The sequence below is a fragment of the Streptomyces sp. OZ13 genome (assembly GCF_052068155.1).
Taxonomy (GTDB): Bacteria; Actinomycetota; Actinomycetes; order Streptomycetales; family Streptomycetaceae; genus Streptomyces.
Window position 1 is genome coordinate 87,702 of the sequence record NZ_JBQHCZ010000007.1, and the last position, 26,425, is coordinate 114,126.

At 71.3% G+C, this 26,425-nt stretch carries 25 protein-coding genes and 1 pseudogene; 12 read left to right on the plus strand and 14 right to left on the minus strand.

Annotated features, from left to right (window positions below):
• The first annotated feature begins 7 nt into the window (after positions 1–7).
• Positions 8–985 (plus strand): hypothetical protein, encoded by a 978-nt coding sequence (locus tag ACTMTU_RS18350; RefSeq protein WP_441264549.1) that lies wholly within the window; start codon positions 8–10, stop codon positions 983–985.
• A 671-nt stretch (positions 986–1,656) separates the two neighbouring features.
• Positions 1,657–1,893 (plus strand): hypothetical protein, encoded by a 237-nt coding sequence (locus tag ACTMTU_RS18355; RefSeq protein ID WP_441264550.1) that lies wholly within the window; start codon positions 1,657–1,659, stop codon positions 1,891–1,893.
• A 118-nt stretch (positions 1,894–2,011) separates the two neighbouring features.
• Here the strand turns inward: ACTMTU_RS18355 and ACTMTU_RS18360 are convergent, their stop codons facing one another.
• From ACTMTU_RS18360 to ACTMTU_RS18370, 3 genes are all read right to left on the minus strand, one after another.
• Positions 2,012–2,332, minus strand: a complete 321-nt coding sequence (locus ACTMTU_RS18360) for a hypothetical protein (RefSeq protein ID WP_441264551.1) — start codon at positions 2,330–2,332, stop codon at positions 2,012–2,014.
• A gap of 1,549 nt (positions 2,333–3,881) precedes the next feature.
• Positions 3,882–4,796: an SDR family oxidoreductase gene (locus ACTMTU_RS18365; protein WP_441264552.1), complete on the minus strand. Its 915-nt coding sequence runs from the start codon at positions 4,794–4,796 to the stop codon at positions 3,882–3,884.
• Between the two features lie 124 nt (positions 4,797–4,920).
• Positions 4,921–5,697, minus strand: a complete 777-nt coding sequence (locus ACTMTU_RS18370) for an SDR family oxidoreductase (RefSeq protein WP_441264553.1) — start codon at positions 5,695–5,697, stop codon at positions 4,921–4,923.
• Between the two features lie 77 nt (positions 5,698–5,774).
• Between ACTMTU_RS18370 and ACTMTU_RS18375 the strand changes: the two genes are divergently transcribed.
• Genes ACTMTU_RS18375 through ACTMTU_RS18390 form a run of 4 tightly spaced genes read left to right on the plus strand, consistent with a single transcriptional unit; the run spans position 5,775 to position 9,251 of the window.
• Complete coding sequence (locus ACTMTU_RS18375; protein WP_441264554.1) at positions 5,775–6,530, plus strand: enoyl-CoA hydratase family protein; 756 nt, start codon at positions 5,775–5,777, stop codon at positions 6,528–6,530.
• Positions 6,527–7,390, plus strand: coding sequence for a CoA transferase subunit A (locus ACTMTU_RS18380; protein WP_441264555.1), 864 nt, complete (start codon positions 6,527–6,529; stop codon positions 7,388–7,390). The genes ACTMTU_RS18375 and ACTMTU_RS18380 overlap by 4 nt, the downstream gene beginning before the upstream one ends.
• Positions 7,387–8,157: a CoA-transferase subunit beta gene (locus ACTMTU_RS18385; RefSeq protein ID WP_441264556.1), complete on the plus strand. Its 771-nt coding sequence runs from the start codon at positions 7,387–7,389 to the stop codon at positions 8,155–8,157. The genes ACTMTU_RS18380 and ACTMTU_RS18385 overlap by 4 nt, the downstream gene beginning before the upstream one ends.
• Positions 8,154–9,251, plus strand: a complete 1,098-nt coding sequence (locus ACTMTU_RS18390; protein WP_441264557.1) for an NAD(P)H-dependent flavin oxidoreductase — start codon at positions 8,154–8,156, stop codon at positions 9,249–9,251. The genes ACTMTU_RS18385 and ACTMTU_RS18390 overlap by 4 nt, the downstream gene beginning before the upstream one ends.
• 49 nt (positions 9,252–9,300) lie before the next feature.
• On the opposite strand, the gene ACTMTU_RS18395 is transcribed toward ACTMTU_RS18390, so the two are convergent.
• The 6 genes from ACTMTU_RS18395 to ACTMTU_RS18420 all read right to left on the minus strand — a co-directional run bounded on the left by ACTMTU_RS18395 (position 9,301) and on the right by ACTMTU_RS18420 (position 16,795).
• Entirely contained in the window at positions 9,301–11,010 is a 1,710-nt protein-coding gene (locus ACTMTU_RS18395) for an ABC-F family ATP-binding cassette domain-containing protein (RefSeq protein ID WP_441264558.1), read from the minus strand.
• A gap of 78 nt (positions 11,011–11,088) precedes the next feature.
• Entirely contained in the window at positions 11,089–12,723 is a 1,635-nt protein-coding gene (gene abc-f / locus ACTMTU_RS18400) for a ribosomal protection-like ABC-F family protein (RefSeq protein ID WP_441264559.1), read from the minus strand.
• Between the two features lie 301 nt (positions 12,724–13,024).
• Positions 13,025–14,182 carry an acetyl-CoA C-acetyltransferase gene (locus ACTMTU_RS18405; protein ID WP_441264560.1) on the minus strand — a complete coding sequence of 386 codons (1,158 nt, stop codon included), beginning with the start codon at positions 14,180–14,182 and terminating at the stop codon, positions 13,025–13,027.
• A 28-nt stretch (positions 14,183–14,210) separates the two neighbouring features.
• Positions 14,211–14,798, minus strand: a complete 588-nt coding sequence (locus ACTMTU_RS18410) for a TetR/AcrR family transcriptional regulator (protein ID WP_441264561.1) — start codon at positions 14,796–14,798, stop codon at positions 14,211–14,213.
• Between the two features lie 45 nt (positions 14,799–14,843).
• On the minus strand, positions 14,844–15,632 hold the full coding sequence (locus ACTMTU_RS18415; protein WP_441264562.1) for an SDR family oxidoreductase: 789 nt from the start codon (positions 15,630–15,632) through the stop codon (positions 14,844–14,846).
• Positions 15,629–16,795 (minus strand): acyl-CoA dehydrogenase family protein, encoded by a 1,167-nt coding sequence (locus ACTMTU_RS18420; RefSeq protein ID WP_441264563.1) that lies wholly within the window; start codon positions 16,793–16,795, stop codon positions 15,629–15,631. Before ACTMTU_RS18420 ends, ACTMTU_RS18415 begins: the two co-directional genes overlap by 4 nt.
• 103 nt (positions 16,796–16,898) lie before the next feature.
• Here ACTMTU_RS18420 and ACTMTU_RS18425 point away from each other — a divergent pair, with 103 nt between their 5' ends.
• Genes ACTMTU_RS18425 through ACTMTU_RS18440 form a run of 4 tightly spaced genes read left to right on the plus strand, consistent with a single transcriptional unit; the run spans position 16,899 to position 21,040 of the window.
• Complete coding sequence (locus ACTMTU_RS18425; protein ID WP_441264564.1) at positions 16,899–17,756, plus strand: enoyl-CoA hydratase; 858 nt, start codon at positions 16,899–16,901, stop codon at positions 17,754–17,756.
• Complete coding sequence (locus tag ACTMTU_RS18430) at positions 17,756–18,937, plus strand: acyl-CoA dehydrogenase family protein (RefSeq protein WP_441264565.1); 1,182 nt, start codon at positions 17,756–17,758, stop codon at positions 18,935–18,937. The genes ACTMTU_RS18425 and ACTMTU_RS18430 overlap by 1 nt, the downstream gene beginning before the upstream one ends.
• Complete coding sequence (locus tag ACTMTU_RS18435) at positions 18,937–19,926, plus strand: acyl-CoA dehydrogenase family protein (RefSeq protein ID WP_441264566.1); 990 nt, start codon at positions 18,937–18,939, stop codon at positions 19,924–19,926. Before ACTMTU_RS18430 ends, ACTMTU_RS18435 begins: the two co-directional genes overlap by 1 nt.
• 40 nt (positions 19,927–19,966) lie before the next feature.
• Entirely contained in the window at positions 19,967–21,040 is a 1,074-nt protein-coding gene (locus tag ACTMTU_RS18440; RefSeq protein WP_441264567.1) for an acyl-CoA dehydrogenase family protein, read from the plus strand.
• A 59-nt stretch (positions 21,041–21,099) separates the two neighbouring features.
• On the opposite strand, the gene ACTMTU_RS18445 is transcribed toward ACTMTU_RS18440, so the two are convergent.
• The 5 genes and pseudogenes from ACTMTU_RS18445 to ACTMTU_RS18465 form a co-directional block, all read right to left on the minus strand.
• On the minus strand, positions 21,100–21,537 hold the full coding sequence (locus ACTMTU_RS18445; RefSeq protein WP_441264568.1) for a hypothetical protein: 438 nt from the start codon (positions 21,535–21,537) through the stop codon (positions 21,100–21,102).
• A 58-nt stretch (positions 21,538–21,595) separates the two neighbouring features.
• Positions 21,596–22,492 (minus strand): annotated as a pseudogene (locus ACTMTU_RS18450) (glycoside hydrolase family 15 protein); the annotation flags it as partial.
• Positions 22,493–22,531: 39 nt separating this feature from the next.
• A complete protein-coding gene (locus ACTMTU_RS18455) occupies positions 22,532–23,008 on the minus strand; it encodes a trehalase-like domain-containing protein (protein ID WP_441264569.1) in 477 nt (158 codons plus the stop codon).
• A 25-nt stretch (positions 23,009–23,033) separates the two neighbouring features.
• The gene (locus tag ACTMTU_RS18460) at positions 23,034–24,284 is read right to left on the minus strand and encodes an NAD(P)/FAD-dependent oxidoreductase (protein WP_441264570.1); all 1,251 of its coding nucleotides are present in this window, start codon (positions 24,282–24,284) and stop codon (positions 23,034–23,036) included.
• Between the two features lie 269 nt (positions 24,285–24,553).
• A complete protein-coding gene (locus tag ACTMTU_RS18465) occupies positions 24,554–25,369 on the minus strand; it encodes a helix-turn-helix transcriptional regulator (RefSeq protein ID WP_441264571.1) in 816 nt (271 codons plus the stop codon).
• A gap of 123 nt (positions 25,370–25,492) precedes the next feature.
• Between ACTMTU_RS18465 and ACTMTU_RS18470 the strand changes: the two genes are divergently transcribed.
• Together ACTMTU_RS18470 and folE are read left to right on the plus strand one after the other, a co-directional pair.
• Positions 25,493–25,633 carry a hypothetical protein gene (locus ACTMTU_RS18470; RefSeq protein ID WP_441264572.1) on the plus strand — a complete coding sequence of 47 codons (141 nt, stop codon included), beginning with the start codon at positions 25,493–25,495 and terminating at the stop codon, positions 25,631–25,633.
• 25 nt (positions 25,634–25,658) lie between these two features.
• Positions 25,659–26,294 (plus strand): GTP cyclohydrolase I FolE, encoded by a 636-nt coding sequence (gene folE, locus ACTMTU_RS18475; protein ID WP_441264714.1) that lies wholly within the window; start codon positions 25,659–25,661, stop codon positions 26,292–26,294.
• The last annotated feature ends 131 nt before the right edge of the window (positions 26,295–26,425 follow it).

The following is a 26,425-nucleotide window of genomic DNA, read 5'->3' on the forward strand; positions in this document are numbered from 1 at the left end:
TGATCTCATGGAAGAGCCCACGGTGTCCCCTCAGGAGTCGGAAGTCATCGAGCCCGTACCCGCGGCCGACCCTCCTGCTCGCGGTGAGGTCATCACGGCGTCGGCCCCTGCACAGCAGGCGCCGCCCGTGGGAAAACCGTCCTGTGGGTGCGGCGGTGGCTGCGGGCACGGGGTCTCCCCGGTCGACGCGGCGGCGGGCCATGGCACCGAGCCGTACCCGCCGTTCGTCTATGCGGTCGGCCGGATCGACCCACGTCTGCCGAGCCTTGGAGTGGAGAAGGAGTTCGCCCAGGCGACGGGGCGGGCCGAGACGACCAACATGACGGACAGACAGGCTCTGCACGCTGTCCTGTCGGAACCCCAGAACCGCTATCTGGCGAAGCAGCTGTGCTTCGTGCTGGTGATTCAGGGGATCGAGACCTACATCGTGCGGCCGCGCGACCCCGTGGACTACAGCCTGCTCGTGGATGCCTTGGGGGCGGCACCCAGGGCGAGCGATCTCCATGTGGTGATCGGCCTGCGCGGGCCTTTCGCTCCGCCCGACCTGTGCAACGGTCTGATGCTTCCTGTGGTGGCCTTCGATCAGATCTACGCCTTCGACGCGGAATCGCTCATCAACGGCCTGCCCAAGCCGGACGCGATCGATGACGATGCGTTCCGGTCGGCCTCCCGGGAACTCTTCGAAAGCGTCATGCAGATCGCCGACAACGCCGGCGCGTCCGACGCGCACCGCGCCCTCAACTACGTGGCTGTGAGATACGCGGCGATCTATGCGAAGACCGCGGACTCCTTCGTCTCGGGACTGTCGCTCACGGGAATCGAAACGCGCCTCTCACGCCTCAGCGGCAGCCGGAACATCCAGGACGTGCTGTTCTCCTACACCAACCGGACGACCGACGTGACGGAGAAGTTCTTCGTCCGGGTCGATGTCACGGAGGAGTTCCCGTTCCTGGTGACCAAGCTGTCTCCGTACTACGACCGGTGACAAGGCCGGGAGGTGTGGGCGTGATGCCAGTGCCAAGCGCCACGGCAGAGGCTTCGCTGTACGGGACGCGCCAGTTCTACCGTTCGGTCGTCGGTCGCGGCGGTCCGGCCCGCGAGGTCACCCTGGCCGACGACTGCGTCGAGGAATGCGTGCGTAAGTGCAAGGCGGAAGGCGGAAACGTTCCGGGTGAGCTCCTTGATCGGGAATGCAGGCCGGGCTGTGAACAGGACTGCCACGGGCCGGACCCTTGCGCGGGCGAGCAGGTATGCCTGTTCGGTCCGCAGCGGCGATGCTGCCCGTCAAGTCATACGTGCTGCAACGGTTACGAGTATCCGTCCTACCGCCAGATCATCAATTGCTGTCCACCCGGAATGGCCTGCTGCAACGGCAAGTGCTGTCCGATGGGTCAGTCCTGCTGCGACGGCGAGTGCTTCACGCCCGGGCACGGGGTGGTGTGCACCGATGACGGCACGTGTCCACCTGACCGCGTCTGCAACGGAGGATGCTGTCCGCCAGGGTATCCGTGCGTGAACGGGGCGTGCTGCGCTCCGGGTGTGATGTGCGGTGGGATGCGTTGCTGCTCCGGCGATGAGTGTGTGGGCCATAAATGCTGTCCCAAGAGCAGGTACATGTCGACGGGTTGCTGTCCCGAAGGAACGGTCGCGTGCAAGGTGCGTGTCTTTCCTCCGCCCCAGCCGGACTTCGAGCCCGAGTCGTACGTCGTGGAGAAGTGCTGTCCTCCAGGATGGTCGTGTTCCTCCTCCACCGAGGACTGCTGCCCGCCGGGCCAGTGCTGCAAGACGACAGCCGACTGCCAGCAGGGGAAGTACTGCGACGAGGGTCTCTGCTGCTCGTACGGCCAGCGGGCCAAGTTCAACGCCCAGTCCGGCAAGATCGAGTGCGTGTGAGGGTGTGAGGGATGGTCAAGCGAACGGCTCCGGACCGTCCGTCCGGAGCCGTTCGCTTGACCGAACCTCGTGGGCCCCACCCCTTCCAGTCACGAGGTGACCGTGTAATAGATTCCAGTCACGAGGTGACCGTGTAATAGACGTCGTAGCGCGAGCCGTCTCCTGTCAGGGCCTGCGCGTGTTCTCCCTCGCCGGCCTGGCTCGAATGGGCGAAGAAGCTGCCGATGAGGTCGTCGGCGGAGACGCTGTCGTACTCCCACAGACTGACCTTCGTCTTGGTGGCGAAGTTCCGCGAGACGTTGACGTCAGGGTCTTCGTCCGAGTCGATCTGCTGAACGCCGAAGACACGGTTGCCGTCGATGTTGATGTACAGGTCATCGGCGCCCGAGCCATCGGTCGTTTCGAGGCAGTGCACGTGATTTATAGTCAGCGTCGCCATGTCCGCTGCCCTTCTTGCGTCGGAGGTCCATCTCGTTTATATGGTCCTGCGGCGGGAAGGTAATCGCAACCTCCCGAATTTCGAGTGAACTGTCAATTGTTGACTGTTCACAGGGAGTTGTATGCCTCGCCGGGCAGGTCGCGGAGCGATATTCTGAGAAAAAGGCACCCCACCTCTCCGGAGGCAGGAAGTGACTGACGATGAAACGCGCCCGCGTGACGCGGCACAGAAGCCACTGCGAGTACGTCTGCCAGGGTTCGTCGATGACGAGGTCGGTCTGGGTGACATGGTCAAGCGGGTCACTCACATGGCGATGCCTCGGCCCTGCCGAGGGTGTGAACAGCGCGCTGCCGCGCTGAATCGTCGACTGGTCTTCTACGGGAGAAGAAAGCCGCGTTGAGGAGTGAGGCGAGATGCCAGGACCCACCGCCACGGCGGCGTTCTCGCTGTACGAGACAAGTCGGTCGTACCGGTCCGTGGGCGGTGGAGCGGAGAGTTCGCCGGATGTGGTCCGGCAGGCTGCCTCGTGCATCGACAGATGCATGAGGGACTGCGTCGCGGCGAGTATCGAAGCGGGCCTCTCGGCCGCGCTGGCGAAGATCGAGTGCCGGCCGACGTGCAATGTCACCTGCGAGGTCATCCCGATCCACGAATATTGTCCGTCGGGGGAGAAGCTGTGCTTCCACGTCGGCCTGCGCGCCGTCTGCTGCCCAGAAACGCATGAGTGCTGCCGACGGATCAACCCGCAGACGCACCACTACGAGAACGCGTGCTGCCCGCCCGGACAGACGTGCTGCGGTGGCCAGTGCCTCACACTGCCGTCGGGAATGGCCTGCAGCAACGACGGGCCGTGTCTGGTGACCCGGCTGTGCCGCGGGGGCTGCTGCCGCGGCAACGAGGTGTGTAAGTGGGAAGGGTGCTGTGCGCCCGGCCCCCGTGTGTGCGGTGAACACTGCTGCAGCGGCGATGAGCTGTGCAGGCAGCAGCGATGCTGCCCGGCCGACCGCGTGCTGTCCACCGGCTGCTGCCCGGAGGGCCAGGTCGCGTGCAAGGTTCGGACCGAGGGCCCCCCGGGCGGTGAGCCGGGTGGCGAGCCCGGGGGCGAGCCGACGGTCGTGTACGTGGAGAAGTGCTGCCCGGCGGGCTGGTCGTGCGCGTCCGAGGCCTGCTGCCCCCCTGGCAAGTGCTGCGAGAACGGCGTCCCCTGCCCTCAGGGGACCCACTGCGACCACGGCATCTGCTGTCTGCCCGGCGAGCAGGCGGAATTCGACGCCCTCGGCACCTGCACGTACCACTGCGTCCCCCGCACATGAGGAACGCGGCCGGAGCGAGGGACCGGGCGTCAGCCCGGGGGCTTGGAGTGTCAGCCGTCGGCTTTCGCCACGCCGATCGGGCAGGAGACGCCCGTACCTACCTGGCCGGGCTGCACGTCGCGGGCATCTTCCTCTGGTCTGCCCGTTGATCCAAACGAAACGGCGTAGTCGGGGGCGGAAGGCCCCGGAGTACGGCGGGCAGCCGCGTACGGCACACCCGGCGGGTACGGCGGCGGCTACCGCGCCCCGTACACCGGTTGGGGGGCCACGGCGGCGGCCAGCAGTTTCAGGGCGGTCCGGCCCGCCTCGGCCGGGGTCCGGCGGGCGCCGTTGTCCGCGGTGGGACCCGGCCGCCAGCCCTCCATGACGGTGATCCGGCCGGCCTCGGCCTCGAAGACCCGGCCGGTCACCCCCGCGGAGGCGGAGGAGCCCAGCCAGACGACGAGCGGGGAGACGTTCTCCGGGGCCATGGCGTCGAACGTGCCGTCCTCGGGGGCGGCCATGGTGTCGGCGAAGGTCTGCTCGGTCATCCGGGTGCGGGCGGCCGGGGCGATCGCGTTGACCTGGACGCCGTAGCGCGCCGTCTCCGCCGAGGCGACGAGCGTCAGGCCGACGATCCCGGCCTTGGCGGCGGCATAGTTGCCCTGGCCGACGCTGCCGAGCAGGCCGGCCCCGGAGCTGGTGTTGATCACGCGGGCCTCGGGTGTGCGGCCGGCCTTCGTCTCGGCGCGCCAGTGCGCCGCGGCGTGCTTGAGCGGCAGGAAGTGGCCCTTGAGGTGGACGCGCATGACGGCGTCCCAGTCGTCCTCGTCCAGGTTGACGAGCATGCGGTCGCGCAGGAACCCGGCGTTGTTGACGAGGGTGTCGAGGCGGCCGAAGGCGTCCAGAGCAGTGGCGATGAGCGAGGCCGCGCCGTCGGAGGTGGCGATGTCCCCGTCATGGGCGACCGCCTCCCCGCCGAGTGCGCGGATCTCGTCGACGACGTGCTGGGCGGGGCCGGAGGCCCGTCCCGTGCCGTCGAGGCCGACGCCGAGGTCGTTGACGACGACTTTCGCCCCCTCGGCGGCGAAGGCGAGGGCGTGCGCACGGCCGAGCCCGCGGCCGGCTCCCGTGACGACGGCGACGCGCCCCGCGCAGATTCCGGTGGTCATGGCTGTGTCCTTTCGGTGAGCTTGTCCAGCTGCGGCCGCCCGGGCCAGGTGCCCGGGCTCCACGACAGCGACAGCGACGACGGCGACCGCGGTCGCGCGACGCACGCCTCGCCCCTGGCCGGCGTCAGTTGTTGACTGTGGCGGCGTCGAGGAACGCGGGGCGTTCCCCTCCGCCGTGGACGTGCAGGGCGGCGCCGCTGATGTAGGCGGCGCGGTCGGAGGCGAGGAAGACGCAGGCGTCGCCGATCTCGGCGGGGTCGGCGAGCCGGCCGAGCGGCACGGTGCGGCCGACGGCGGCGATGCCGGCCTCGTCCCCGTAGTGCAGATGGGCCCGTTCGGTGCGGACCATGCCGAGGACGAGCGTGTTGACCCGGACCCGGGGCGCCCATTCGACGGCCATGGAGCGGGCGAGGTTCTCCAGGCCCGCTTTGGCGGCTCCGTACGCGGCGGTCCCCGGGGACGGTCGGGTGCCGCTGACGCTGCCGACCATCACGATCGACCCGCCACCACTCTGACGGTGCATCAACTTGTAGGCGGCGAGTGAGGCGGTCAGCGGCGCGACGAGGTTCAACTCGACGATCCGGGCGTGGTGTTCGGCTCCGCTTTCGTCGAGCATCCGGAACGGCGTCCCCCCGGCGTTGTTGACCAGGGTGTCCAGCCGCCCGTAGTCGCTCCGCACCCGTTCGAAGAATCTGCCGATTCCCTCCGGGTCGCGGAGGTCGACCGGGAGGAAGCGGGCGGTGCGCCCGGCTGCCTCGACAGGTCTCTCCGGAGCCCGTCGTGCGCAGGTCACGACCTGGGCGCCGGCTTCGAGCAGGGCGCGCGTGATGCCCGCGCCGACGCCCCGGGTTCCGCCGGTGACGACGGCGACGGAACCGGACAGGTCGGTGATGGCTGCCAATTGAGACCTCCCATAGCGAGGGATCCACTGCTACCTTCGCCTAACAAACGTTTGGTGGGAAGGTAGCTGATGTGCCCATGGGTGTCTCCACCTCCGCCGCGCAAGAGGGCGTCGCCGTCATCACCGTGGACTTCCCCCCGGTCAACGCCCTTCCCGTACAGGGCTGGTACGACCTGGCCGCCGAGGTGCGCGCCGCCGGGGCCGACCCCACGGTGCGCTGCGTGGTGCTGACGGCCGCGGGCCGCGGTTTCAACGCGGGCGTGGACATCAAGGAGATGCAGCGTTCGGCCGGGTACGACGCCCTGATCGGCGCCAACCGCGGCTGCTACGAGGCATTCGCCGCGGTCTACGACTGCGAGGTACCGGTCGTCGCCGCCGTGCACGGGTTCTGCCTGGGCGGCGGCATCGGCCTCGTCGGCAACGCCGACGCCATCGTCGCCGCCGACGACGCGACGTTCGGACTGCCCGAACTGGACCGGGGCGCGCTCGGCGCGGCGACCCACCTCGCCCGGCTGGTCCCCCAGCACCTGATGCGGGCGCTGTACTACACCTCGCGCACCGTCACCGCCCAGGAGCTGCACCGGCACGGCTCGGTGTGGCGGGTCGTCCCGCGCGAGCGTCTCCACCACGCCGTGCTCGAACTGGCCCGGGAGATCGCCGCCAAGGACGGCTCCTTGATCCGCCTCGCGAAGGCCGCGATCAACGGGATCGATCCGGTGGACGTCCGCCGCAGCTACCGCTTCGAACAGGGCTTCACCTTCGAGGCCAACCTCGGCGGCGTCGCCGACCGGCACCGCGAAGCGTTCGTCTCGTCCAAGGAGGAGGAACGGTGAGCGACAAGACGATGACCGCCGAGGAGGTGGCCGGCCGTCTCGAGAGCGGGATGACGATCGGCATCGGCGGCTGGGGCTCGCGGCGCAAGCCGATGGCTCTGGTGCGCGCGCTGCTGCGCTCGGACGTCACCGATCTGACCGTCGTGTCCTACGGCGGCCCCGACGTCGGGTTGCTCGCCGCAGCCGGGAAGATCCGCAAGCTGGTCGCGGCATTCGCCACTCTCGACTCCATCCCCCTCGAACCGCACTTCGGGGCGGCCCGGCAGCGCGCCGCGTTCGAGATGGTGGAGCTGGACGAGGCCATGGTCATGTGGGGCCTCACCGCCGCCGCTCAGCGGCTGCCCTTCATGCCGGTCCGGGCCGGTCTCGCCTCCGACGTGATGAACGTCAACCCGTCGCTGCGCACGGTCACCTCCCCGTACGAGGACGGCGAGGAGCTGGTCGCGGTCCCGGCGCTGCGGCTGGACGCCGCGCTCGTCCACCTCAACCGGGCCGATGCGCAGGGCAACGCCCAGTACCTGGGCCCGGACCCGTACTTCGACGATCTGTTCTGCGAGGCCGCCGACGCGGCGTACGTCTCCTGCGAGCGCATCGTGGAGACGGCCGACTTGCTCAAGGACTCCGGTCCGCAGTCCCTGCTGGTCAAGCGCGCGTTCGTGAACGGCGTCGTCGAGGCCCCGAACGGAGCGCACTTCACCTCCTGCGCCCCCGACCACGACCGGGACGAGGCGTTCCAGCGCGCCTACGCCGGGGCGGCGCGCGACCCCGAGGCCTGGCGTGCCTTCGGCGAGCGGTTCCTGTCGGGCGACGAGGACGCGTACCGGGCCGCGGTGGCGGCGTTCCACGAGGAGGAAGCATGAGCGGGGGCACCACGACGGCGACGCGGGCCGAGTACTGCGTGGTGGCGTGCGCCGAGGCATGGCGGAGCGCGGGCGAGGTCCTGGCCGCCCCGATGGGCACCGTCCCCACGATCGGCGCCCGTCTCGCGAAGCTCACCTTCTCCCCCGATCTGCTGCTGACGGACGGGGAAGCCCTGCTGATCGGCGACGTACCGGCGGTCGGCGCCGGAGCACAGGTGGTGGAGGGCTGGTTGCCCTACCGGCAGCACCTGGCCCTGGTCGCCACCGGGCGACGGCACGTGATGATGGGCGCGAGCCAGCTCGACCGGCACGGCAACCAGAACATCTCCTGCATCGGCGACTGGGCCCGGCCGAAGAGGCAGCTGCTGGGCGTGCGGGGCGCCCCCGTCAACACCCTGAACAACCCGACGAGTTACTGGGTGGCCCGGCACTCCCCCCGGGTCTTCGTCGAGCGGGTCGACATGGTGTCCGGGGTCGGCTACGACCGGGCCGCAGCGGCCGGCCCCTCCGCGACCCGGTTCCACCGCGTGCCTGACGTCATCACCGACCTGGGTGTGTTCGACTTCGAGACCCCGGACCGGACGATGCGCCTGCGTTCGCTGCACCCCGGCGTCACGGTCGAGCAGGTCGCCCGGGCCACCGGCTTCGCGCTCACCGTCCCCGACGGCGTTCCGTACACGCGCGAGCCCACCGCCGAGGAGCTGCGGCTGATCCGGGAGGTCGTCGACCCGGCGGCGCTGCGCGACCGGGAGGTGCCGGCCGCATGAGCGACGCCACGATCAGAACCGCGCTCACCGAACTGGCCGGTGTCCGGCACCCCGTCGTGCAGACGGGCATGGGCTGGGTGGCCGGCCCCCGTCTGGTCTCGGCCGCCGCCGACGCCGGTGCACTGGGGATCCTCGCCTCCGCCACCATGAGCGCGGACCGGCTCCGCTCGGCCGTGCGCGAGGTCAAGTCCCGTACGGACGCCCCGTTCGGGGTCAACCTGCGGGCGGACGCGGCGGACGCGGCCGAGCGGGTACGGATCATCGTCGAGGAGGGCGTCAAGGTCGCCTCGTTCGCGCTCGCGCCCTCGCGGGAGCTGATCGCGCGGCTGAAGGACGCGGGGGTCGTCGTCATCCCGTCCGTCGGCGCCCGGCGGCACGCCGAGAAGGTCGCCGCGTGGGGCGCCGACGCGGTGGTGGTGCAGGGCGGCGAGGGCGGCGGGCACACCGGAAACGTCGCCACCACCGTTCTGCTCCCCCAGGTCGTGGACGCCGTCGACATCCCGGTGATCGCCGCCGGCGGCTTCCGTGACGGGCGCGGTCTCGTCGCGGCGCTGGCATTCGGCGCCGCCGGAATCGCCATGGGCACCCGTTTCCTGCTGACCTCCGACAGCACCGTCCCCGACGCGGTCAAGGCCAGGTACCTGGCCGCGACCGTCGAGGACGTCACCGTCACCACGAAGTTGGACGGCCTGCCCCACCGGATGCTGCGCACCGAACTGGTCGACGCGCTGGAACGATCGGGCCGGGCCGCCTCGCTGCTGCGGGCGGCCCGCCACGCCGCGGCCTTCCGGCGCGAGTGCGGCATGGGCTGGGCGCGCATGGTGCGCGACGGCCTGGCGATGAGACACGGCAAGGAGCTGTCCTGGAGCCAGGTACTGCTGGCCGCCAACACCCCCATGATGCTGAAGGCCTCGATGGTCGAAGGTCGCGCCGACGCCGGTGTGATGGCGGCCGGCCAGGTCGCGGGGCTGATCGACGACCTGCCGTCCTGCGCCGAGCTCGTGGAGTCCGTGATGGCCGAGGCGCACGCCGTCCTCCGCTCCCTGCCGCTCGCGGGCACGGGCGCGGGTGTGGGGCGGACGGAGCGCGGCTGACGGGACCGGGACGGACAGCCCCTTCCGACCGCCCATGAACGGGTTCTTCTCACGCCGATTCGCCGACCGGGCCACGCTGTCCTCCGCGTCTCCGGCCCGGAGCGACAGCGCCGCCCTGGACCGTGTCCGCGGCGGCGGGTGCCGGTTCCAGGCGGAGTTCGCGGCCCTGCCACCGTCGCCGCAGCCAGCGGTCGTGGCTCGCCACGACGATCGCGCCGGGGCCCGGACCCAGGGCGGCCTGCAGTTCGTCGCACAGCCGTGGGGAGAGGTGGTTGGTCGGCTCGTCGAGCAGCAGCAGCTGCGGCGGGCGGGCCACCAGGAGGGCCAGCGCGAGCCGTCGGCGCTGCCCCACCGACAGCTGCCCGACCGGCTTGTCGAGGTCCGCCTCGCGCATCAGGCCGAGCGAGCCCAGCGGCACCTTCTCGGCCCGCCGCGCGCCCAGCGCCAGCTCGTAGGTGTCCCGGACCGTGCGGTCGGGCCGCTCGAACACGGTGTCCTGGGTGAGGAGCCCCGTCGTCAGCCTGCGCCGCCGGTGCACCTCGCCCTCGGCCGGGAGACGTCCGGCGAGCACGGCGAGCAGCGTCGACTTGCCCGCCCCGTTGCCGCCCGTGATCAGCAGCCTTTCCGTCGCCGACACCTCCAGGCCGTCCAGCGCGAGCCGGCCGGGCACCCGCACGTCGAGCAGGGACACCAGGGGCTCCGGGCCTTCCTCGGCGGGCGTGGCCGGTGCCGCGACCGCGAACCGCAGCGGGCGCGGTGGCTCGGCGACCTGCATGCGCTCCAGTTCCTCCAGCCGCCGGCCGGCGTTGCGGACCCGGCGGGAGATCTGGTTCTGCACCCGGCCGGCCCGGTGGCCGTAGCCCATCTTCTCGTTGTCGGTGCGGCCCCGGTCCGGTGCGACCCGGTGTGTGGTCACCCGCGCCGCGTGCCGCAGCTCCGCCAGTTCCTCCTGTTCCTCCGCGTACCGGCGCTGCCAGCGCTCCTGCTCGGCGCGCTTCTCCGCCAGGTAGGCGCTGTAGTTGCCGCCGTAGCGGACCGGTCCGTCCACCGCCGGGTCGAGATCGATCAGGTCCGTGCAGACGGCGTCGAGGAACGCCCGGTCGTGGGCGGCGACGACCACGGTTCCCGGCAGGCCGCGGATCTGGTCCTCGAGGAAGGCGGCGGCCCCGTCGTCGAGGTGGTTGGTCGGCTCGTCCAGCAGCAGCGCCGGGGGCCGCCGGACGAGCAGGGCGGTCAGGGCCAGCCGTCCGCGCTGCCCGCCGGAGAGCGAACCGAGCGTGCGGTCGTGCCCGAACGCGCCGAGGCCCAGGCCGTCCAGCACCAGGGCCGCACGGCGGTCGGCGTCCCAGGCCTCCCGGTCCTGGGCCTGCTCCAGTCGCCGTCCGTATGCGTCGAGGAGCTCCTGATGGCCGGGGTCGTCCTCAGGGACACGGGCGAGCTCCTCGCCGAGCCGGTCCAGCTCGGCGAGGTCCTCGCGGGCTTCGCGCAGCGCCTCGTCCAGCACCGCGGCGATGGTCGAGTCGGCGTCGTACGGCATCTCCTGGTGGAGGAAGCCGAGGCCGGGCAGGCGGGTGACGCTTCCCGCGTCGGGTTCGTCGACGCCGGCGAGCACGCGCAGCAGCGTGGACTTGCCGACGCCGTTCTCCCCGATCAGGCCGATGCGGCGGCCCGGGGCGGCGGTCAGGGAGATTCCGTCGAGGACGCGACGGCCGCCCAGGTTACGGACGACGTTGTGGGCGAGCAGAGCGTGTTGGGGCATGGGGAACCGTCCGGCGTGATCGGTGTTTCGGCCCGCGGGGCGCAGCCTCGGACGCGGGCCGGTGCACACGGCGGTGGATCACACCGCCGGAACTCCCGTCTCCGTGAGCATTCCGTCCGCCAGCCGCAGCCGGCGGTTCACGCCGATCTCGGCGAGGAACCGCTCGTCGTGGCTGACCACCATGAAGGCGCCCTTGTAGGAGTTGAGGGCGCTCTCCAGCTGGCCCACGCTGACCAGGTCGAGGTTGTTGGTCGGCTCGTCCAGCAGCAGCAGATGCGGGGCCGGTTCGGCGCACAGGACGCAGGCCAGGGTGGCGCGCAGCCGTTCGCCGCCGGAGAGTACGCCGGCGGGCAGGTGCGCCCGCGTGCCCCGGAACAGGAAGCGGGCGAGCAGGTTCATCCGCTCCGCCTCGGGCCGCTCGGGGGCGAACGCGGCGAAGTTCTCCGCCACGGTGCGGTCCGGGTCCAGCAGGTCCAGGCGCTGCGAGAGATAGGCGATCCGGCCGTCGTTGCGCTTGATCTCCCCGCTGTACGGGGCGAGTTCGCCACTGATCAGCCGCATCAGGGTGGTCTTTCCGGCGCCGTTGGGGCCGGTCAGTGCGATGCGCTCGGGGCCCCGGACGGTCAGGTCGACACCGCCCGCGGCGAACACGGCCTTGTCCCCGAGGCGCACCTGCATCCCCTCGCCGAGGAAGAGGTTGCGGCCGGCGGGTACCCGGGTGTCGGGCAGGTCCAGGGTGATGCGCTGCTCGTCGCGCAGTGCGCGTCCGGCCTCGTCGAGGCGGGCCCTGGCCTCGCCGACCCGTGAGGCGTGCATTTGACCGGCCCGGCCCGCGGACTCCTGCGCGCCCCGCTTCATGTTGCCGGCGAAGATCTTGGGCAGGCCGGCGTTCTTGAGGTTCCGGGAGGCGTTACTCAAGCGGCGCTCGGCACGCTCGCGGGCCTGCTGCATCTCCCGCTTCTCCCGCTTCAGCTCCTGTTCGGCGTTGCGGACGTTCTTCTCCGCGACCTCCTGCTCGGCGCGTACGGCCTCCTCGTACGCGGTGAAGTTGCCGCCGTAGGAACGCAGTTCGTGGCTGCCGAGCTCGGCGATGCGTTCCATTCGGTCGAGCAGTGCGCGGTCGTGACTGACCAGCAGCAGGCACCCGTTGAAGTCGGACAGCACGTCGTAGAGCTTGTGCCGGGCGTGCAGGTCGAGGTTGTTGGTGGGCTCGTCGAGCAGCAGCACGTCGGGGCGCCTCAGCAGCTGGGCGGCGAGGCCGAGCGAGACGACCTGGCCGCCGCTGAGCGTGCTCAGGCTGCGGTCCAGCGTGAGCTCGGCGAGGCCCAGGCGGTCGAGTTGGGCGCGGGTGCGTTCCTCGATGTCCCAGTCGTCGCCGATGGTGGTGAAGTGCTCCTCGCTGACGTCCCCGGACTCCACGGCGTCCAGGGCACGGATCACGGCGGCCACGCCGAGCACCTCGGCGACCGTGAGGTTGCCGGTCAGAGGGAGGCTCTGCGGGAGGTGGCCGAGTGTGCCGCCGACGGACACCGAGCCGGTGGTGGGTTTCAGTTCGCCGGCGATCAGTCGGAGCAGGGTGCTCTTTCCGGAGCCGTTGGGGGCGACCAGGCCCGTGCGGCCGGTGGTGACGGTGAAGGACAGGTCGTGGAAGACCGGGGTGTCGTCGGGCCAGGCGAAGGAGAGGTTCGAGCAGACGATGGCTGCGTCGGACATGGAAGCGACCTCGAGGGAACTGAGGGCAGAGCTTGGACCTCTGCCCTGGGCAGACGTGGGAAAAAGGGAACGACGAAACGGACCACGTCGGCAGCGCTTCTGAGCGCCGGCCGGTGGCCGTCAGATCCGGATCTCACCCGGAGATGTCGTCTTCACCCGCCACGTCTGCTACTCCTCGATAGACGATCTACGTCACTCACAGCCTAGCAGCGGAGGCCGGGTTGCGAGGACGTCGCGCGTCGGAAGCGCTCGATGACGGCGACGTCGTCCTGGTCCCCGCCCTCGTACTTCGGTCTCTGCGCTACAGCCGTTCGATGATCGTGACGTTCGCCTGGCCGCCGCCCTCGCACATCGTCTGGAGGCCGTAGCGGCCGCCCGTGCGCTCCAGTTCGTGCAGCAGGGTGGTCATCAGCTTGGTGCCGGTGGCGCCGAGCGGGTGGCCGAGGGCGATGGCCCCGCCGTTGACGTTGACGCGCGATGGGTCGGCCCCGGTCTCCTTCAGCCACGCCAGCACCACGGACGCGAACGCCTCGTTGATCTCGACCAGGTCGATGTCGTCGAGGGTCATCCCGGCCTTCTTCAGTGCGTACGCCGTGGCCGGGATCGGCGCGGTCAGCATGCGGATCGGGTCCTCGCCGCGCACCGAGAGGTGGTGGATGCGGGCGCGCGGGGTCAGCCCGTGCTCCCGTACGGCACGCTCGCTCGCGAGCAGCATGGCGGACGCGCCGTCGGAGACCTGGGAGGAGCAGGCCGCGGTGATGCTGCCGCCGACGATCACCGGCTTCAGGCCGGCCATCTTCTCCAGGCCGGTGTCGCGGCGCGGACCCTCGTCCGTGGTGACATCGCCGTACGGGACGAGCTCGCGCTCGAAGCGGCCCTCGTCGATGGCGCGGATCGCCCGCTGGTGGGAGCGCAGCGCGAACTCCTCCATGTCCCGACGGGAGATGCCCCACTTGGCGGCGATCGTCTCGGCGCCCGCGAACTGGTTGACCGGCCGGTCGCCGTAGCGGGCCCGCCAGCCCTCGGAGCCGGCGAAGGGGCCCTGGGTCAGGCCGAGCGGCTCGGCGGCCTGGCGGGTCGCGAAGGCGATCGGGATCATCGACATGTTCTGCACGCCGCCCGCGACCACCAGGTCCTGGGTGCCCGACAGCACCGCCTGGGCCGCGAAGTGCACGGCCTGCTGCGAGGAGCCGCACTGCCGGTCCACCGTCACACCGGGCACCTCCTCCGGCAGTCCGGCGGCCAGCCAGCAGGTGCGGGCTATGTCGCCGGCCTGGGGGCCGACGGTGTCCAGGCAGCCGAGGACGACGTCCTCGACGGCCGCCGGATCGGCGCCCGAGCGTGCCATCAGCGCCTTGAGGACGTGTGCGCCGAGGTCCGCCGGGTGGACGGCGGACAGCCCGCCGTTCCGCCTCCCGACGGGGGTACGGACCGCTTCGACGATGTATGCCTCGGCCATGGCCACTCCTTCTCCGATGTCTGCGGTGTCATGCGCGGAGGGCGATCCCCTCCAGCACCATCGACAGGTACTGGCGGGCGATCTCCTCCGGGCTGTGCTGTCCCTCCGGCCGGTACCAGGACGCGGCGACCCATACGGTGTCGCGCACGAAGCGGTAGGTGAGCCGGACGTCGAGGTCGGCGCGGAAGACACGGTCGGCGACGCCGCGCTCCAGCGTCCCGAGCCACGCCTTCTCGAACTTCTGCTGCGATTCGGTGAGATAGCCGAAGCGCGGCTGGGTCCGGAGGTGCTTGGACTCCTTCTGGTAGATGGCGACCGCGGCACGGTGCCGGTCGATCTCCCGGAAGGACTCGGTGACGAGGGCCTCGATCGTCTCCCTGGGTCCGAGTCCGGCCGCGAGGACGGCGTCGTACCGGGCCCACAGGTCGTCCAGGAAGGTGGAGAGGATCTCGTCGAGCATCGACTCCTTGGAGTCGAAGTGGTAGTAGAGGCTGCCCGCGAGCATCCCCGCCGCGTCCGCGATCTTGCGGACCGTGGTGGCGTTGTACCCCTGTGCGGCGAACACCTCGGCCGCGGTGGCGAGGAGCTCCTCGCGCCGGTCGGGCGACGGGCTCATGGTGGTCTTCCTACTGCTGCTTTTCGGCACACGGCCATTCTCGCCTCATGGGTGCTGGCTGCTGACGGCCAGGATCTCCCCGGTCATGTACGAGGAGTAGCCGCTTGCCAGGAACACGATGACGTTGGCCACTTCCCACGGCTCGGCGTGGCGGCCGAACGCCTCGCGGGAGGTCAGTGCCTCCAGCAGTCCGGGGGTTGTGACCCTCACCAGGTGCGGATGCATGGCGAGGCTGGGCGAGACGGCGTTGACGCGTACGCCGTACTCGGCGGCCTCCAGCGCGGCGCAGCGGGTGAGCGCCATGACGCCGGCCTTGGCAGCGGCGTAGTGCGACTGGCCCTTCTGCGCCCGCCAGCCGATCACCGAGGCGTTGTTGACGATGACGCCTCCGCTGCCCGCGGCCTTCATGCGGCGCAGAGCGGCGCGGGTGCAACGGAAGGTGCCGTTCAAGGTGACGTCGAGGATCCCCTCCCACTGCTCGTCGGGCATGTCGACGAGATCGGCCGTGCCACCGAGCCCGGCGTTGTTGACCACGATGTCGAGGCGACCGTGCCGCTCCTCCGCGAGGTCGAAGAGTGCCGTGACCTGGGCCTCGTCGGTCACGTCGCAGGGCAGTGACGTCACGCGGTCCGCACCGAATCGGGCGGTCAGCTCCGCCGCGGACTCCTTCAGCCTGCGGGCGTGCGCGTCGGAGACGACGACGCTCGCCCCCTCCTCCAGGAGCCGCCTGACGGTCGCGCCGCCGATGCCGGCGCCCGCTGCGGCGGTGACGACGGCGGTACGCCCGGCGAGCAGATGGTGGCCCGGCACGTACGGCGGCGGGGCCGAGGTCATGGGCGAGCCTCCTTGGGCAGGCCGAGCACCCGCTCGGCGATGATGTTGCGCTGGATCTCGTTCGATCCGGCGTAGATGGTGTCGGCGCGGGAGAAGAGGAACAGCCGCTGGAAGTCGTCGAGGTCGTACGGCTCGCCGGCCGCCAGCATTCCCTCGGCTCCGTGGACGTCCATGGCGAGCTCGCCCAGTTCCCGGTGCCAGGTCGCCCAGAAGATCTTGCCGACGGACGCCTCGGGGCCCGGTGCGCCGGCCGATACGCCGTCGAGCATCCGGAGTGCGTTGCCCCGGATGATCTCCAGGCCGATCCAGGCCCGGGCGATCCGGTCGCGGATCAGCGGGTCCTCCGCCGCGCCGTTGCGCCTGGCCAGGTCGATGACGGCCTCCAGTTCCCGGCGGAAGCCGACCTGCTGGCCGAGGGTGGACACACCGCGTTCGAAGCCGAGCGTGGCCACGGCGACCTTCCAGCCCTCGCCAGGGGTTCCGACGATGTTCGCCGCGGGTGTGCGGGCACTGTCGAAGAAGACCTCGTTGAACTCGCAGGTGCCGGTCAGTTGCGTGATCGGCCGCACCTCCACTCCCGGCTGGTCCAGCGGCACCAGCAGGTAGGACAGGCCCTGGTGGCGGGTGGAGCCGGGTTCGGTGCGGGCGACGACGAAGCACCAGTCGGACCGGTGCGCGAGTGAGGTCCAGGTCTTCTGGCCGGTGACCGTCCACTCCTCGCCGTCGAGCTCGGCCCGCGTCCGCACGCCTCCCAGGTCCGACCCGGCCTCCGGCTCGCTGTACCCCTGGCACCACAACTCCTCGACCGCGACGATCCGGGGAAGGAAACGCTCGCGCTGCCCGGGCGTACCGAAGGCGATCAGGGTCGGGCCGAGCAGTTGCTCCCCGATGTGGCCCACGCGGGCGGGGGCGTCCGCGAGGGCGTACTCCTCGTGGAAGGCGACCTGCTGCTCGAGGGTGGCGCCCCGGCCGCCGTACTCCTTCGGCCAGCCGACGCAGGTCCAGCCCGCGGCGGCCATGTGCCGCTCCCAGGCGCGGCGTTCGTCGAATGCCTCGTGCTCCCGGCCTGGGCCGCCGCGCCCCCGCAGGCGCGCGAACTCCCCCGTGAGGTCGGCTCGCAGCCAGTCGCGGAAAGCGGTGCGGAACTCCTCGACGCTGCTCATGGGCGGCTCCGGACGGCTCGCGGCGAAGGGGCGGCCCGACTTCTCGACGGCCGATGGCTCGTACGTTAACCTACCAAACACTTGTTAGGGAAGGAGGGGGCGGATGTCCGCTGCCCGCACCGAACCCGCTGAGCCCGTCCGGTACGAACGCCACGGCGCCGTCGTCGTGGTCACCATGGACCGGCCCGATTACCGGAACGCCCAGAACTCCGCGATGACCTACGCCCTGGACCGCGCCCTCTACCGCGCGGCCGACGACAACGAGGTGAAGGTCGTGGTCCTCGCGGGAGCGGGGAAGCACTTCTCGGCCGGCCATGACATCGGCACCCCGGAGCGGGACGCGCACCTGCCGTTCGACCGTAAGGCGGGTCTTTGGTGGGACCACTCGGACAAGCAGGGAGCGGAGAGCCGCTACGCCCGCGAGTCCGAGGTCTACCTGGGCATGTGCCGCCGCTGGCGCGAACTGCCCAAGCCGTTGATCGCCTCCGTGCAGGGCGCGTGCGTCGCGGGCGGCCTGATGCTGGCCTGGGTCTGTGACCTGATCATCGCCTCGGAGGACGCCTTCTTCGCCGACCCGGTGGTGCGAATGGGCATACCCGGCGTGGAGTACTTCGCCCACCCATGGGTGATGCCGCCGCGCGTCGCCAAGGAGTTCCTCTACACCGGCGACCGGATGAGCGCGCAGCGAGCGTACGAGGTCGGGATGGTCAACCGGGTCGTGCCCCGCGCCGAACTGGCCGACCGCACCATGGAGTTGGCGACGCGGATCGCCGACATGCCGCGCCTGGGGCTGGCGCTGGCCAAGCGGGCCGTCAACCAGGCCGAGGATCTTCAGGGGTTGCACGCCGGACTGGACTCGGTCTTCGGGCTGCACCACCTGGCACACGCGCACAACGCCGAGACCGCGAACGACCCGCTCGCCGGCATGGACGTCCGCGCGATGAAGGAGGCCTCCTCCTGATGGACCTCGATCTCACCGCGGAGGAGGAGGCGTTCCGCGCCGAGGCTCGCGCATGGCTCGCCGCCCGTGTCCCGGCCGCACCGCTGCCCTCCCTGGAGACCGCCGCGGGTTTCTCGGCCCACCGGGAATGGGAGCGGACACTGTCCGCGGACCGCTGGTCGGTGGTCTCCTGGCCCGAAGAGTACGGCGGCCGGGGCGCCTCGATCCTCGAGTGGCTGATCTTCGAGGAGGAGTACTACGCCGCCGGCGCACCCGGCCGGGTCAGCCAGAACGGCATCAATCTCCTCGCCCCCACCCTCTTCGAGCACGGCACGGCCGAGCAACTGGCACGGATCCTGCCGCCGATGGCGAGCGGCGAGGTGATCTGGGCCCAGGCCTGGTCCGAGCCGGACTCCGGCTCGGACCTCGCAAGCCTGCGCTCCACGGCCGTACGGGCCGACGGCGGCTGGCTCTTGAGCGGCCAGAAGACCTGGTCGTCGCGGGCTGCCTTCGCCGACCGCGCGTTCGGCCTCTTCCGCGGCGACCACGGCGGCACGAAGGCGGCGACCCGGCCGCACCACGGCCTGACGTACCTCATGTTCCCGCTGGACGCGGAAGGGGTGACCGTGCGCCCCATCGGCCGGCTCGACGGCAAGCCCGCGTTCGCCGAACTCTTCCTCGACAACGTCTTCGTCCCGGACCGGGACGTGATCGGCGAGCCGGGCCAGGGGTGGCGGGTCGCCATGAGCACCGCGGGCAACGAACGCGGGCTGACACTGCGCAGCCCCGGACGGTTCACCGCGGCGGCCGACCGCCTGGTGGCGCTGTGGCGCTCGGGCGCGGACCCGGGCGACACCGCCCTGCGCGACCGGGTCGCGGACGCGGTCGTCGGCGCCCGCGCGTACCGGCTGTACACCTACGCGGCTGCCTCGCGGCTCGCGGCCGGAGGGGCGATCGGCGCCGAGTCGAGCCTCAACAAGGTCTTCTGGTCGGAGCTGGACATCGCCCTCCACGAGACCGCGCTGGACCTGCTGGGCCCGTACGGCGAACTGTCGGACACGGCAGGGGAAGCGCCCGCGCACGGGAGCTGGGCCGAGGGGTACACCTTCTCCCTCGCCGGCCCCGTCTACGCCGGCACCAACGAGATCCAGCGCGACATCATCGCCGAGCGGCTGCTCGGCCTGCCGAAGGGACGCCGGTGATGCGGTTCCTGCTCGACGGCGAGCAGCAGGCGTTCGCCCGCTCCCTGGACGGCATGCTCACGGCGGCCGGCACCCCAGCCGTCGTACGGGCCTGGGCCGTCGGGGACACCGCACCCGGCCGCGCGCTCTGGTCCCGGCTCGCGGAGGCCGGCGTCTTCGCCCTCGCCGTGCCGGAGCAGCACGACGGCCTCGGTCCACTGCCCGTCGAACTCGCCGTCGCCTTCACGGAACTGGGCCGCCACGCGGTGCCGGGCCCGCTGGTGGAGACGGTGGCCGTGGCGGCATTCCTCGACCGCCTGGGAGACGACGCGGCAGCCGCCGCGTGGCTGCCTGCCATCGCTTCCGGCAAGACGGCCGCCTCGCTGTGTCTGCTCTCCGAGAGCAGCCCGTACGCCCTGGACGCCCACGCCGCCGACGCCGTCTTCGTCGTAGAAGGCGACGCGGTACGCCTGGCAGCAGCGGCCGGGCCCGTCCAGCCGTCCGCCGACCCGGCGCGCAAGCCGGCCCGCCCGCTCGGCGGAACCGTCCTGGCGCGGGGCCCTGAAGTGGCCGCCGCGGCCGCGCACGCCGCCGACGTCGCCGCTCTGGTGACGGCTGCCCAGGCCCTCGGTCTGGGCCGCACCCTGCTCGCACGAACCGTCGAACACGCCCGGACGCGCACCCAGTTCGGGGTGGCGATCGGCTCGTTCCAGGCGGTCAAGCACCGGCTGGCCGACACGTTGATCGCTCTGGAGTTCGCCCAGCCGCTGATCCATGCCGCGGCCGTGGCCCTGGCCGCGCACGATCCGGCGTCCGGCCGCGAGGTCGCGGCGGCGAAGGTCACGGCGTGCGAGGCGGCCTACTCCGCTGCCCGTACCGCCCTGCAGATCCACGGCGCCCTCGGCTACACGGAGGAGCTCGACCTCTCCCTGTGGATCCGCAAGGCCCGCCCGCTGCGGTCCGCCTGGGGCACACCGGCCGCCTGCCGCGCCCGCGTGCTGGCCCCTTGAACCCGGCCCGGACCGAGCGGCACAGAAGGGAGCCCGCAGGGTGAGGCCGACGGAAGAACAGAACGAACTGCGGGACGCCGTGCGGGCGTCGCTCGCGCGGCACGAGGGCGCGGCGGCCTGGCTGCCGTTGACCGGGCAGATCGGCGTCGCCGGGCTCTCCGTCCCCGAGGAGTACGGCGGAGCGGGCTGCGGTGCACGTGAGGTCCACGTCGTCATGGAGGAGTTGGGCCGGAACCTCAGCCCCGTCCCCTACCTCGGCTCCGTGGTGCTCACGGTGCAGGCGCTGCTCGCCTCCGGGGACGCGGAGGCATGCGCGCGGCTGCTGCCGGGACTCGCCGAGGGCCGGACGGTGGGGGCCCTCGCCTGGGCGGAGCGCGGTTCCTGGAACCCGGCGGCCGTCCGGGCCGAAGCCGCCCGTGGCGCGGGCGGCGCCTGGCGGCTCACCGGGGCCAAGGAGTTCGTGCTGCACGGCACCGAGGCCGATGTGCTGCTCGTGGCGGCGCGGACGGCGGTCGGGGTCTCCCTGTTCCAGGTGCCCGTCGACGACGCGGGTCTGCGCCGTGAAGCGGCGGTCACCATGGACCGGACCCGGGCGCAGGCACGCATCGTGCTCGACGGGGCCGAGGGCAGGCTCATCGGCGCGGAGGGCGACGGCGGCCGGATACTGGGGCGCGTACTGGACCTGGCCTGCACGGCGCTCGCCGCGGAGCAGACCGGCGCGGCCGAACGCTGCCTGGAGCTCACGGTGGCCTACGCCCGGGAACGCGTCCAGTTCGGCCGGCCGATCGGCTCCTTCCAGGCGCTCAAGCACCGGCTGGCGGACGCGTACGTGCTGGTGGAAGCGGCACGGTCGGCCGCCCTCCGGGCGGCTTTCGCCGCCGACGCCGGCTCGTCGGAGCTGACGCGTTGCGCGGCCGTCGCCAAATCCGCCTGCTCCGAGGCGTTTTCTGCGGTGGCGGGCGAGACGATCCAGTTGCACGGCGGCATCGGCATCACCTGGGAGCACGACGCCCACCGCTACTTCAAGCGCGCCCACGGTTCGGCCCAGCTGTTCGGGTCACCGTCGTGGCACCGGGGCCGGCTCGCCGAGGAGCTCGGACTGACCGCGACCTGACCGGACCCTGCCCGGGGGCCACGGGCCCTGCCCCGTGCCGGCTCGGGCGCTCGGCGTGGTCAGGTGAGGAAGCCTCCCACGATGGCGCCGTAGCCGAGGTGCGCGGCGAGGGTGACGGTGGGCGTGCCGCGGCCGTAGTTGAGCATGAGGAAGCCGGGTGGCTCCAGCAGCGCGACGCGGGGAGCGCTGGTTTCGGGTGTCCCCATGCGCGGGTGGACGAGGGGCAGAAGGATGTTGACCAGGGCGGTCGCGGCGAACAGACCGTGGACGAGGCCGAGGAGACATCCCAGCCACCAACTGGCGTGGCCGATGGCGACGAAGACCGCGTAGTAGATCAGGGCGAAGATCTGGCCGTTGACGAAGTGCGCGCCGTACCCGAGGGCCTTGGCGCGGGTCCGGTTGCTGCTGAAGGCGGTGCCGAGCAGGAACGGCAGGTCGATGCGGGCTGACGTAGGGGCCGTCCCGCAGGGAATTCTGGACGGCGGCGACAGTCGCATACGTGCGAGGGTCGTCCGTGGAACGCACATAGTTGTTCCGGCGCGGGTCGAAGCAGCGGTTGTCGACGAAGTCGGCGACGGCCTGTCGTTCGCGCCGCCAGCGGGACGCGTGCCGGTCGGGGATCAGATGGCGTGCCGCGAGGCGAAGAGCGCGGTCGAGGGCGATCCAGCACATCATCTTGGACTGGGTGAAGTGCTCGGGTGTGCTGCGCACCTCCCAGATGCCCGCGTCCGGCAGCTGCGATGTGCTGCAGACGAAGTCGGCGGTCTCGGCCAGCCGGCGAGCGATGTCGGCGTCGAGCCGGTTGCCTGCCGTGGTGTACAGCCAGGCGGTCTGCAGCAGTTCCCCGTAGGTGTCGAGCTGGAGTTGGCCGGCGGCGGCGTTGCCTGCCCGCACGGGCACCGAGCTCCGGTAGCCCGACAGGGGCACGATGTGCTCAGGTGCGCGGGTGCCGCCGTTGAGGCGGTACAGCACATGGAGACGGGGGTGGGTGAGTTGGGAGGCGTGCATGAGCCACCAGAAGTAGCTGGTGGCCTCCGGCACACAGCCCAGCCGGAGGAAGGCGTCCAGCGTGAAGGCGGAATCCCGGATCCAGCTGAAGCGGTAGTCCCAATTCCGCTCCCCGCCCAGCTCCTCGGGCAGCGAGGTGGTCACGGTCGCGGCGACCGCGCCCGAGGGGGCGAACACCAGCAGCCTGAGGGCAAGGGCACTGCGCAGGACCGCCTCGCGCCAGGGTCCGGCGTAGGTGCGGTCCTCGCTCCAGCGGCGCCAGGTGGCGGTGGTGCGGTCGAGGCGGGCCTCGCACTCCGCGCGGGGGCAGGACCAGGGGTTCCTGATGCGCGTAGGCCAGGGCGATGACGGCGCGGGTACCGGCCTCGGTACGGAAGCCGGATGCGACGGCATCGCCGGTGAGCTGCGGCTTTCCCGCGTTCCAGGCGCAGACGGCGACGGCATCGGGGCCGGATGTGGCCACGGGGACGCCGGCACGGTGGGTCAGGTGTGGCGCCCGGGCGCCGTAGCCGAAGCGCGGCTCGACCTTCCAGCGCATGGGGACACTGCCGGCGAGGCCCTCGATCCGCCGGACCAGTTCCCGTCCGGGTGCCAGGGAAGTGCCGTCGGGGAGGGACGCGCATCGGTCAGCCGGACGGTGCCGTGCGCGGTGGTGAACGTCGTCTCCAGCACGTTGGTGCCGGGGAGGTAGCGGCGGCTCGCGGTGTACGGCACGTCGGGCCGGAGAAGGAACCGGCCGCCGCGGACCGGGTCGAGCACGGCGGCGAACAGGCTCGGCGAGTCCAGGTCCGGCCAGGCCAGCCAGTCCACGGAGCCGTCGCGGGCGACGAGCGCGGCGCATCGCCCGTCCCCGATCACGGCATAGTCCCGCAACTGCGCGTACCCGTCCGCCCGTACCGGCTGCGTCGCGTCCGGGACGACCTCAGGTGTACGGCCGGATACGGGATGCCTGGCTGTCACCTTCGAACCGCCTTCCCCGGGAAACTCACCCGGCCGTGGCAGGGTGGTCGAGGAGGTCGCCCAGCGGGATGTCGGGGTCGGCGAGCCTCGCCGCGTCGACCGGTCGCCGGGAGGTCACGAGGGCGCGGATCGGGTCGGTGACGTCCCAGACGTTGACGTTCATGCCGGCCAGCACCCGGCCCTCGGCGAGCCAGAAGGCGATGAACTCGCGGGTGTCCTTCCGCCCACGGAAGACGACCTTGTCGTAGCCGCCCGGTTCGACGTAGCCGGTGTACTCCATGCCCAGGTCGTACTGGTCGGTGAAGAAGTACGGAACGCGGTCGTAGGACACGTCCTGGCCGAGCATCGCCTTGGCCGCGGCTTGTGGCTGGTTGACGGCGTTTGCCCAGTGCTCGACACGGATGTGCTTCCCGAGCAACGGGTGAAAGGCGTTGGCGACGTCGCCGGCGGCGTGAATGTCCGGGTGCGAGGTACGCAGGTGGGCGTCGACGAGGACGCCGTTGTCGACCTCCAGGCCGGCAGCGTCGGCAAGCCGGACGTCGGGGGTGATGCCGACCCCGACGATGACCGCGTCGGCGTCGATACGGCTGCCGTCGGCCAGCACTACACCGTTCACCCGGCCGCCGTTCCCCGTGATCTCGGCGACCTGCGCACCGAAGCGAAGGTCGACCCCGTGGTCGGTGTGCAGTTCGGCGAAGACCTGGGCCACCTCGCGGCCCAGCACGCGCAACAGGGGCAGCTCCGCCGTCTCCAGCACGGTGACCTCCGCACCGGCCGCGCGGGCGGCTGCCGTGGTCTCCAGTCCGATCCAGCCGGCGCCGATCACCACGACGCGGGACGCGGACGCGAAGGCTTCCTTCATGCGGTCGCTGTCGGCGAGCCGGCGCAGGTAGTGGACGCCGCCGAGATCGGCTCCGGGCACGGTCAGGCGGCGCGGCGAGGAGCCGGTGGTCAGGAGCAGCTTCTCGTAGCCGACGCGGCTGCCGTCGGCGAGCGACACCTCGCGTCCGTCCGGTTCGATCGCGGTGACGGCCACGCCCAGGCGCAGGTCGACGTCGTGCTCGGCGTACCAGCGGGGAGGGTGGACGTAGACGGTGTCACGCTCGTCCTTGCCCAGCAGATAGCCCTTCGACAGCGGCGGGCGTTCGTAGGGGTGCTCGCTTTCCTCTCCGAGCAGCACGACGGGGCCGTCGAACCCCTCTTCCCGGAGGGTCTGTGCCGCCTTGGCACCGGCCAGGCCGGCTCCGACGATCACGAATGCTGTGCTCGCGGCCATGTTCTCTCCTCTGCTGCGTCGGCCGGCCATCAGGCGGACGGCGTTCCGTCCCTGCTGTGTCGCAGGTGGCCAGGCCATCGTCGTCGACAGCCGGGCCCTGTCGTCGGTTGATCTGTTTCCCCGGTGTGTCTCCGGCAGGTCGATCGGCGGAGGCTGTGAACGGACCGTTCGCCGGAGGCCGGTCGGCCGGCGGCATCAGTCAGCGGTGCGCGCGGCCTGCCGGTCGGGGTTGCCACTCATGGTGTTCTCCCTTTCGTCGTGGGATGTCGCTACGGCGTGGTGCCCTCATCGGGGGCGGGCTGCTGAGCGCCCGTCTCCTTCGCGCAGGCGCCGTCGGCGGAACCGGGCGCTCCCGGGCCGTCGGCCGCGGCCCGCAACTCCACGCAGCACCGTCCCGGACGGGGGGCGAGGACCGCGTCTGTCCCGCCGGCCTGCAGTCCCTCGAGGAAACCGCCGAGGAAGGCGTGGTTGATGCCGCAGACCAACTGGGGCGAGCGGGCAACGAGGGGATGGAACGGGCAGTTGAGCAGCCGCAGCTCGCCGGGGGCCTGACGGGCGGGTTCGAAGCCGAACTCCTCCAGCACGGACGCCGTCAGGGTGATGGACCGCTCAGGGCCGAGGCGTCCGGGACGGCTGTTGGAGCGTGTCGCGGCTCCGAGCTCTTCACCCCGCCGACGGGCCGTGCGCAGCGCGGCGGACTGCGCGCCTTCGCCCTGTTCCTGTTCGAGGACCGCGTCGAGGAGGATCTCCGCCAGGACGTCGGGGCGGCGCTCGGGGATGCTGATGCGGATGTCGGTCCCGGCCGGCTCGTACACCTTGGGTTTGCGGCCGACCCTGCGGACGCCTCCCGGACTGTCGTAACGGGAGTGCAGCAGCCCGGCAGTGACGAGTTTGTCCAGGTGGAAGGCGGCCAGCTTGACGGAGATGCCGGCATCCGCGGCTGCCTCCTCCCGCGTCACGGGCCGGTGTGCGCGCCGGGTGAAGTTGTACAGGGTGCGGCGCACCTCGTCCGCGAGCACCGAGACCGCCTCCACGCCCGCTGCGGCGCGGGGATGGGGCGAAGCCGGAGTCAGTCCTGAGGTCATACCTTCACGATAACTCCAATCAGCGCTGGCGGAACCGCTGAGACTTGGATTTTCCCTGCACGCTTGACCGACTTCCTCAATAAGTCCAATACTGATTGGTGAAACTCTGGAGAGGAGCCCGCCATGCCCACAGAACTGCACAAGCAGGCGAAACAGCCGGTCAGCGCCGGTCCCGCGGACTCGGACCGGCACCCGGCCGCTCCGCCCGAGTTCACCCGGCCGGTCGGTACGTGGGCGGGCAGTGCTCTCGGGTCGGGTGAGTGACGTGACCCAGGACCTTCACTCCGCCTTGCACATAGCCCCCGACCCGTCTCCCTCCCCTGACCCGGTTTCTGCGCCCGCCGCGCTACGCGTGGTCCACGACGTGGAAGGGGTGGACCTGACGGCCGCCGAACTCGCAGCGGGGCAGTTCCTTCAGGCGCTGGGCATCGACACCGGTTCCGAGAGTCTGCGCGGCACCCCGGGCCGCATGGCGCGCGCCTACGCCGAACTGTTCAGCCCTCGCCCGTTCGACCTGACCACGTTCCCCAACGACGAGGGCTACGACGAATTGGTCCTCGCCCGGAGCATCCCGCTCCGGAGCGTCTGCGAGCATCATCTTCTGCCGTTCGTCGGGACGGCCCACATCGGCTACCTGCCCGGGCAGCGGATCCTGGGCCTGTCCAAACTCGCGCGGATCCTGGAGCACTTCGCCTGCCGTCCTCAGGTGCAGGAGCGGCTCACCAAGCAGGTCGCCGACTGGCTCCAGACCCACCTGGAGCCGAAAGGCGTCGGCGTCGTCATCCAGGCCGAACACACCTGCATGACGCTGCGCGGCGTCCAGGCCACCGGGGCGACGACGATGACCTCCACTCTCCTCGGTCTGCTGCGCAGCGACGCGCGATCCCGCAGTGAGTTCCTGGCCCTGACCGGCCTGCCTCACTGACAGCGACCACGGGGCGGGGGCAGGGCAGGCGCGTATCGAGTCGAACGAACTCGCCGCGCTGCCGTTGCCGTTGACCGGGTCCCTGGCCGGGTCGGGTCGGGTCGGGTACGTGGGGCATGTCGCGCGGGGCG

Bases quoted from the DNA above. Each gene is read 5' to 3' on its own strand.
- ACTMTU_RS18365 (WP_441264552.1), bottom strand. From the start codon at position 4,796: ATGACCACCGGAATCTGCGCGGGGCGCGTCGCCGTCGTCACGGGAGCC.
- ACTMTU_RS18465 (WP_441264571.1), bottom strand. From the start codon at position 25,369: ATGACCTCAGGACTGACTCCGGCTTCGCCCCATCCCCGCGCCGCAGCG.
- ACTMTU_RS18415 (WP_441264562.1), bottom strand. From the start codon at position 15,632: ATGACCTCGGCCCCGCCGCCGTACGTGCCGGGCCACCATCTGCTCGCC.
- ACTMTU_RS18470 (WP_441264572.1), top strand. From the start codon at position 25,493: ATGCCCACAGAACTGCACAAGCAGGCGAAACAGCCGGTCAGCGCCGGT.
- ACTMTU_RS18410 (WP_441264561.1), bottom strand. From the start codon at position 14,798: ATGAGCCCGTCGCCCGACCGGCGCGAGGAGCTCCTCGCCACCGCGGCC.
- ACTMTU_RS18435 (WP_441264566.1), top strand. From the start codon at position 18,937: ATGCGGTTCCTGCTCGACGGCGAGCAGCAGGCGTTCGCCCGCTCCCTG.
- ACTMTU_RS18420 (WP_441264563.1), bottom strand. From the start codon at position 16,795: ATGAGCAGCGTCGAGGAGTTCCGCACCGCTTTCCGCGACTGGCTGCGA.
- ACTMTU_RS18425 (WP_441264564.1), top strand. From the start codon at position 16,899: ATGTCCGCTGCCCGCACCGAACCCGCTGAGCCCGTCCGGTACGAACGC.
- abc-f (WP_441264559.1), bottom strand. From the start codon at position 12,723: ATGTCCGACGCAGCCATCGTCTGCTCGAACCTCTCCTTCGCCTGGCCC.
- ACTMTU_RS18395 (WP_441264558.1), bottom strand. From the start codon at position 11,010: ATGCCCCAACACGCTCTGCTCGCCCACAACGTCGTCCGTAACCTGGGC.
- ACTMTU_RS18405 (WP_441264560.1), bottom strand. From the start codon at position 14,182: ATGGCCGAGGCATACATCGTCGAAGCGGTCCGTACCCCCGTCGGGAGG.
- ACTMTU_RS18360 (WP_441264551.1), bottom strand. From the start codon at position 2,332: ATGGCGACGCTGACTATAAATCACGTGCACTGCCTCGAAACGACCGAT.
- ACTMTU_RS18375 (WP_441264554.1), top strand. From the start codon at position 5,775: ATGGGTGTCTCCACCTCCGCCGCGCAAGAGGGCGTCGCCGTCATCACC.
- ACTMTU_RS18385 (WP_441264556.1), top strand. From the start codon at position 7,387: ATGAGCGGGGGCACCACGACGGCGACGCGGGCCGAGTACTGCGTGGTG.
- ACTMTU_RS18445 (WP_441264568.1), bottom strand. From the start codon at position 21,537: ATGCGACTGTCGCCGCCGTCCAGAATTCCCTGCGGGACGGCCCCTACG.
- ACTMTU_RS18350 (WP_441264549.1), top strand. From the start codon at position 8: ATGGAAGAGCCCACGGTGTCCCCTCAGGAGTCGGAAGTCATCGAGCCC.
- ACTMTU_RS18430 (WP_441264565.1), top strand. From the start codon at position 17,756: ATGGACCTCGATCTCACCGCGGAGGAGGAGGCGTTCCGCGCCGAGGCT.
- ACTMTU_RS18460 (WP_441264570.1), bottom strand. From the start codon at position 24,284: ATGGCCGCGAGCACAGCATTCGTGATCGTCGGAGCCGGCCTGGCCGGT.
- ACTMTU_RS18390 (WP_441264557.1), top strand. From the start codon at position 8,154: ATGAGCGACGCCACGATCAGAACCGCGCTCACCGAACTGGCCGGTGTC.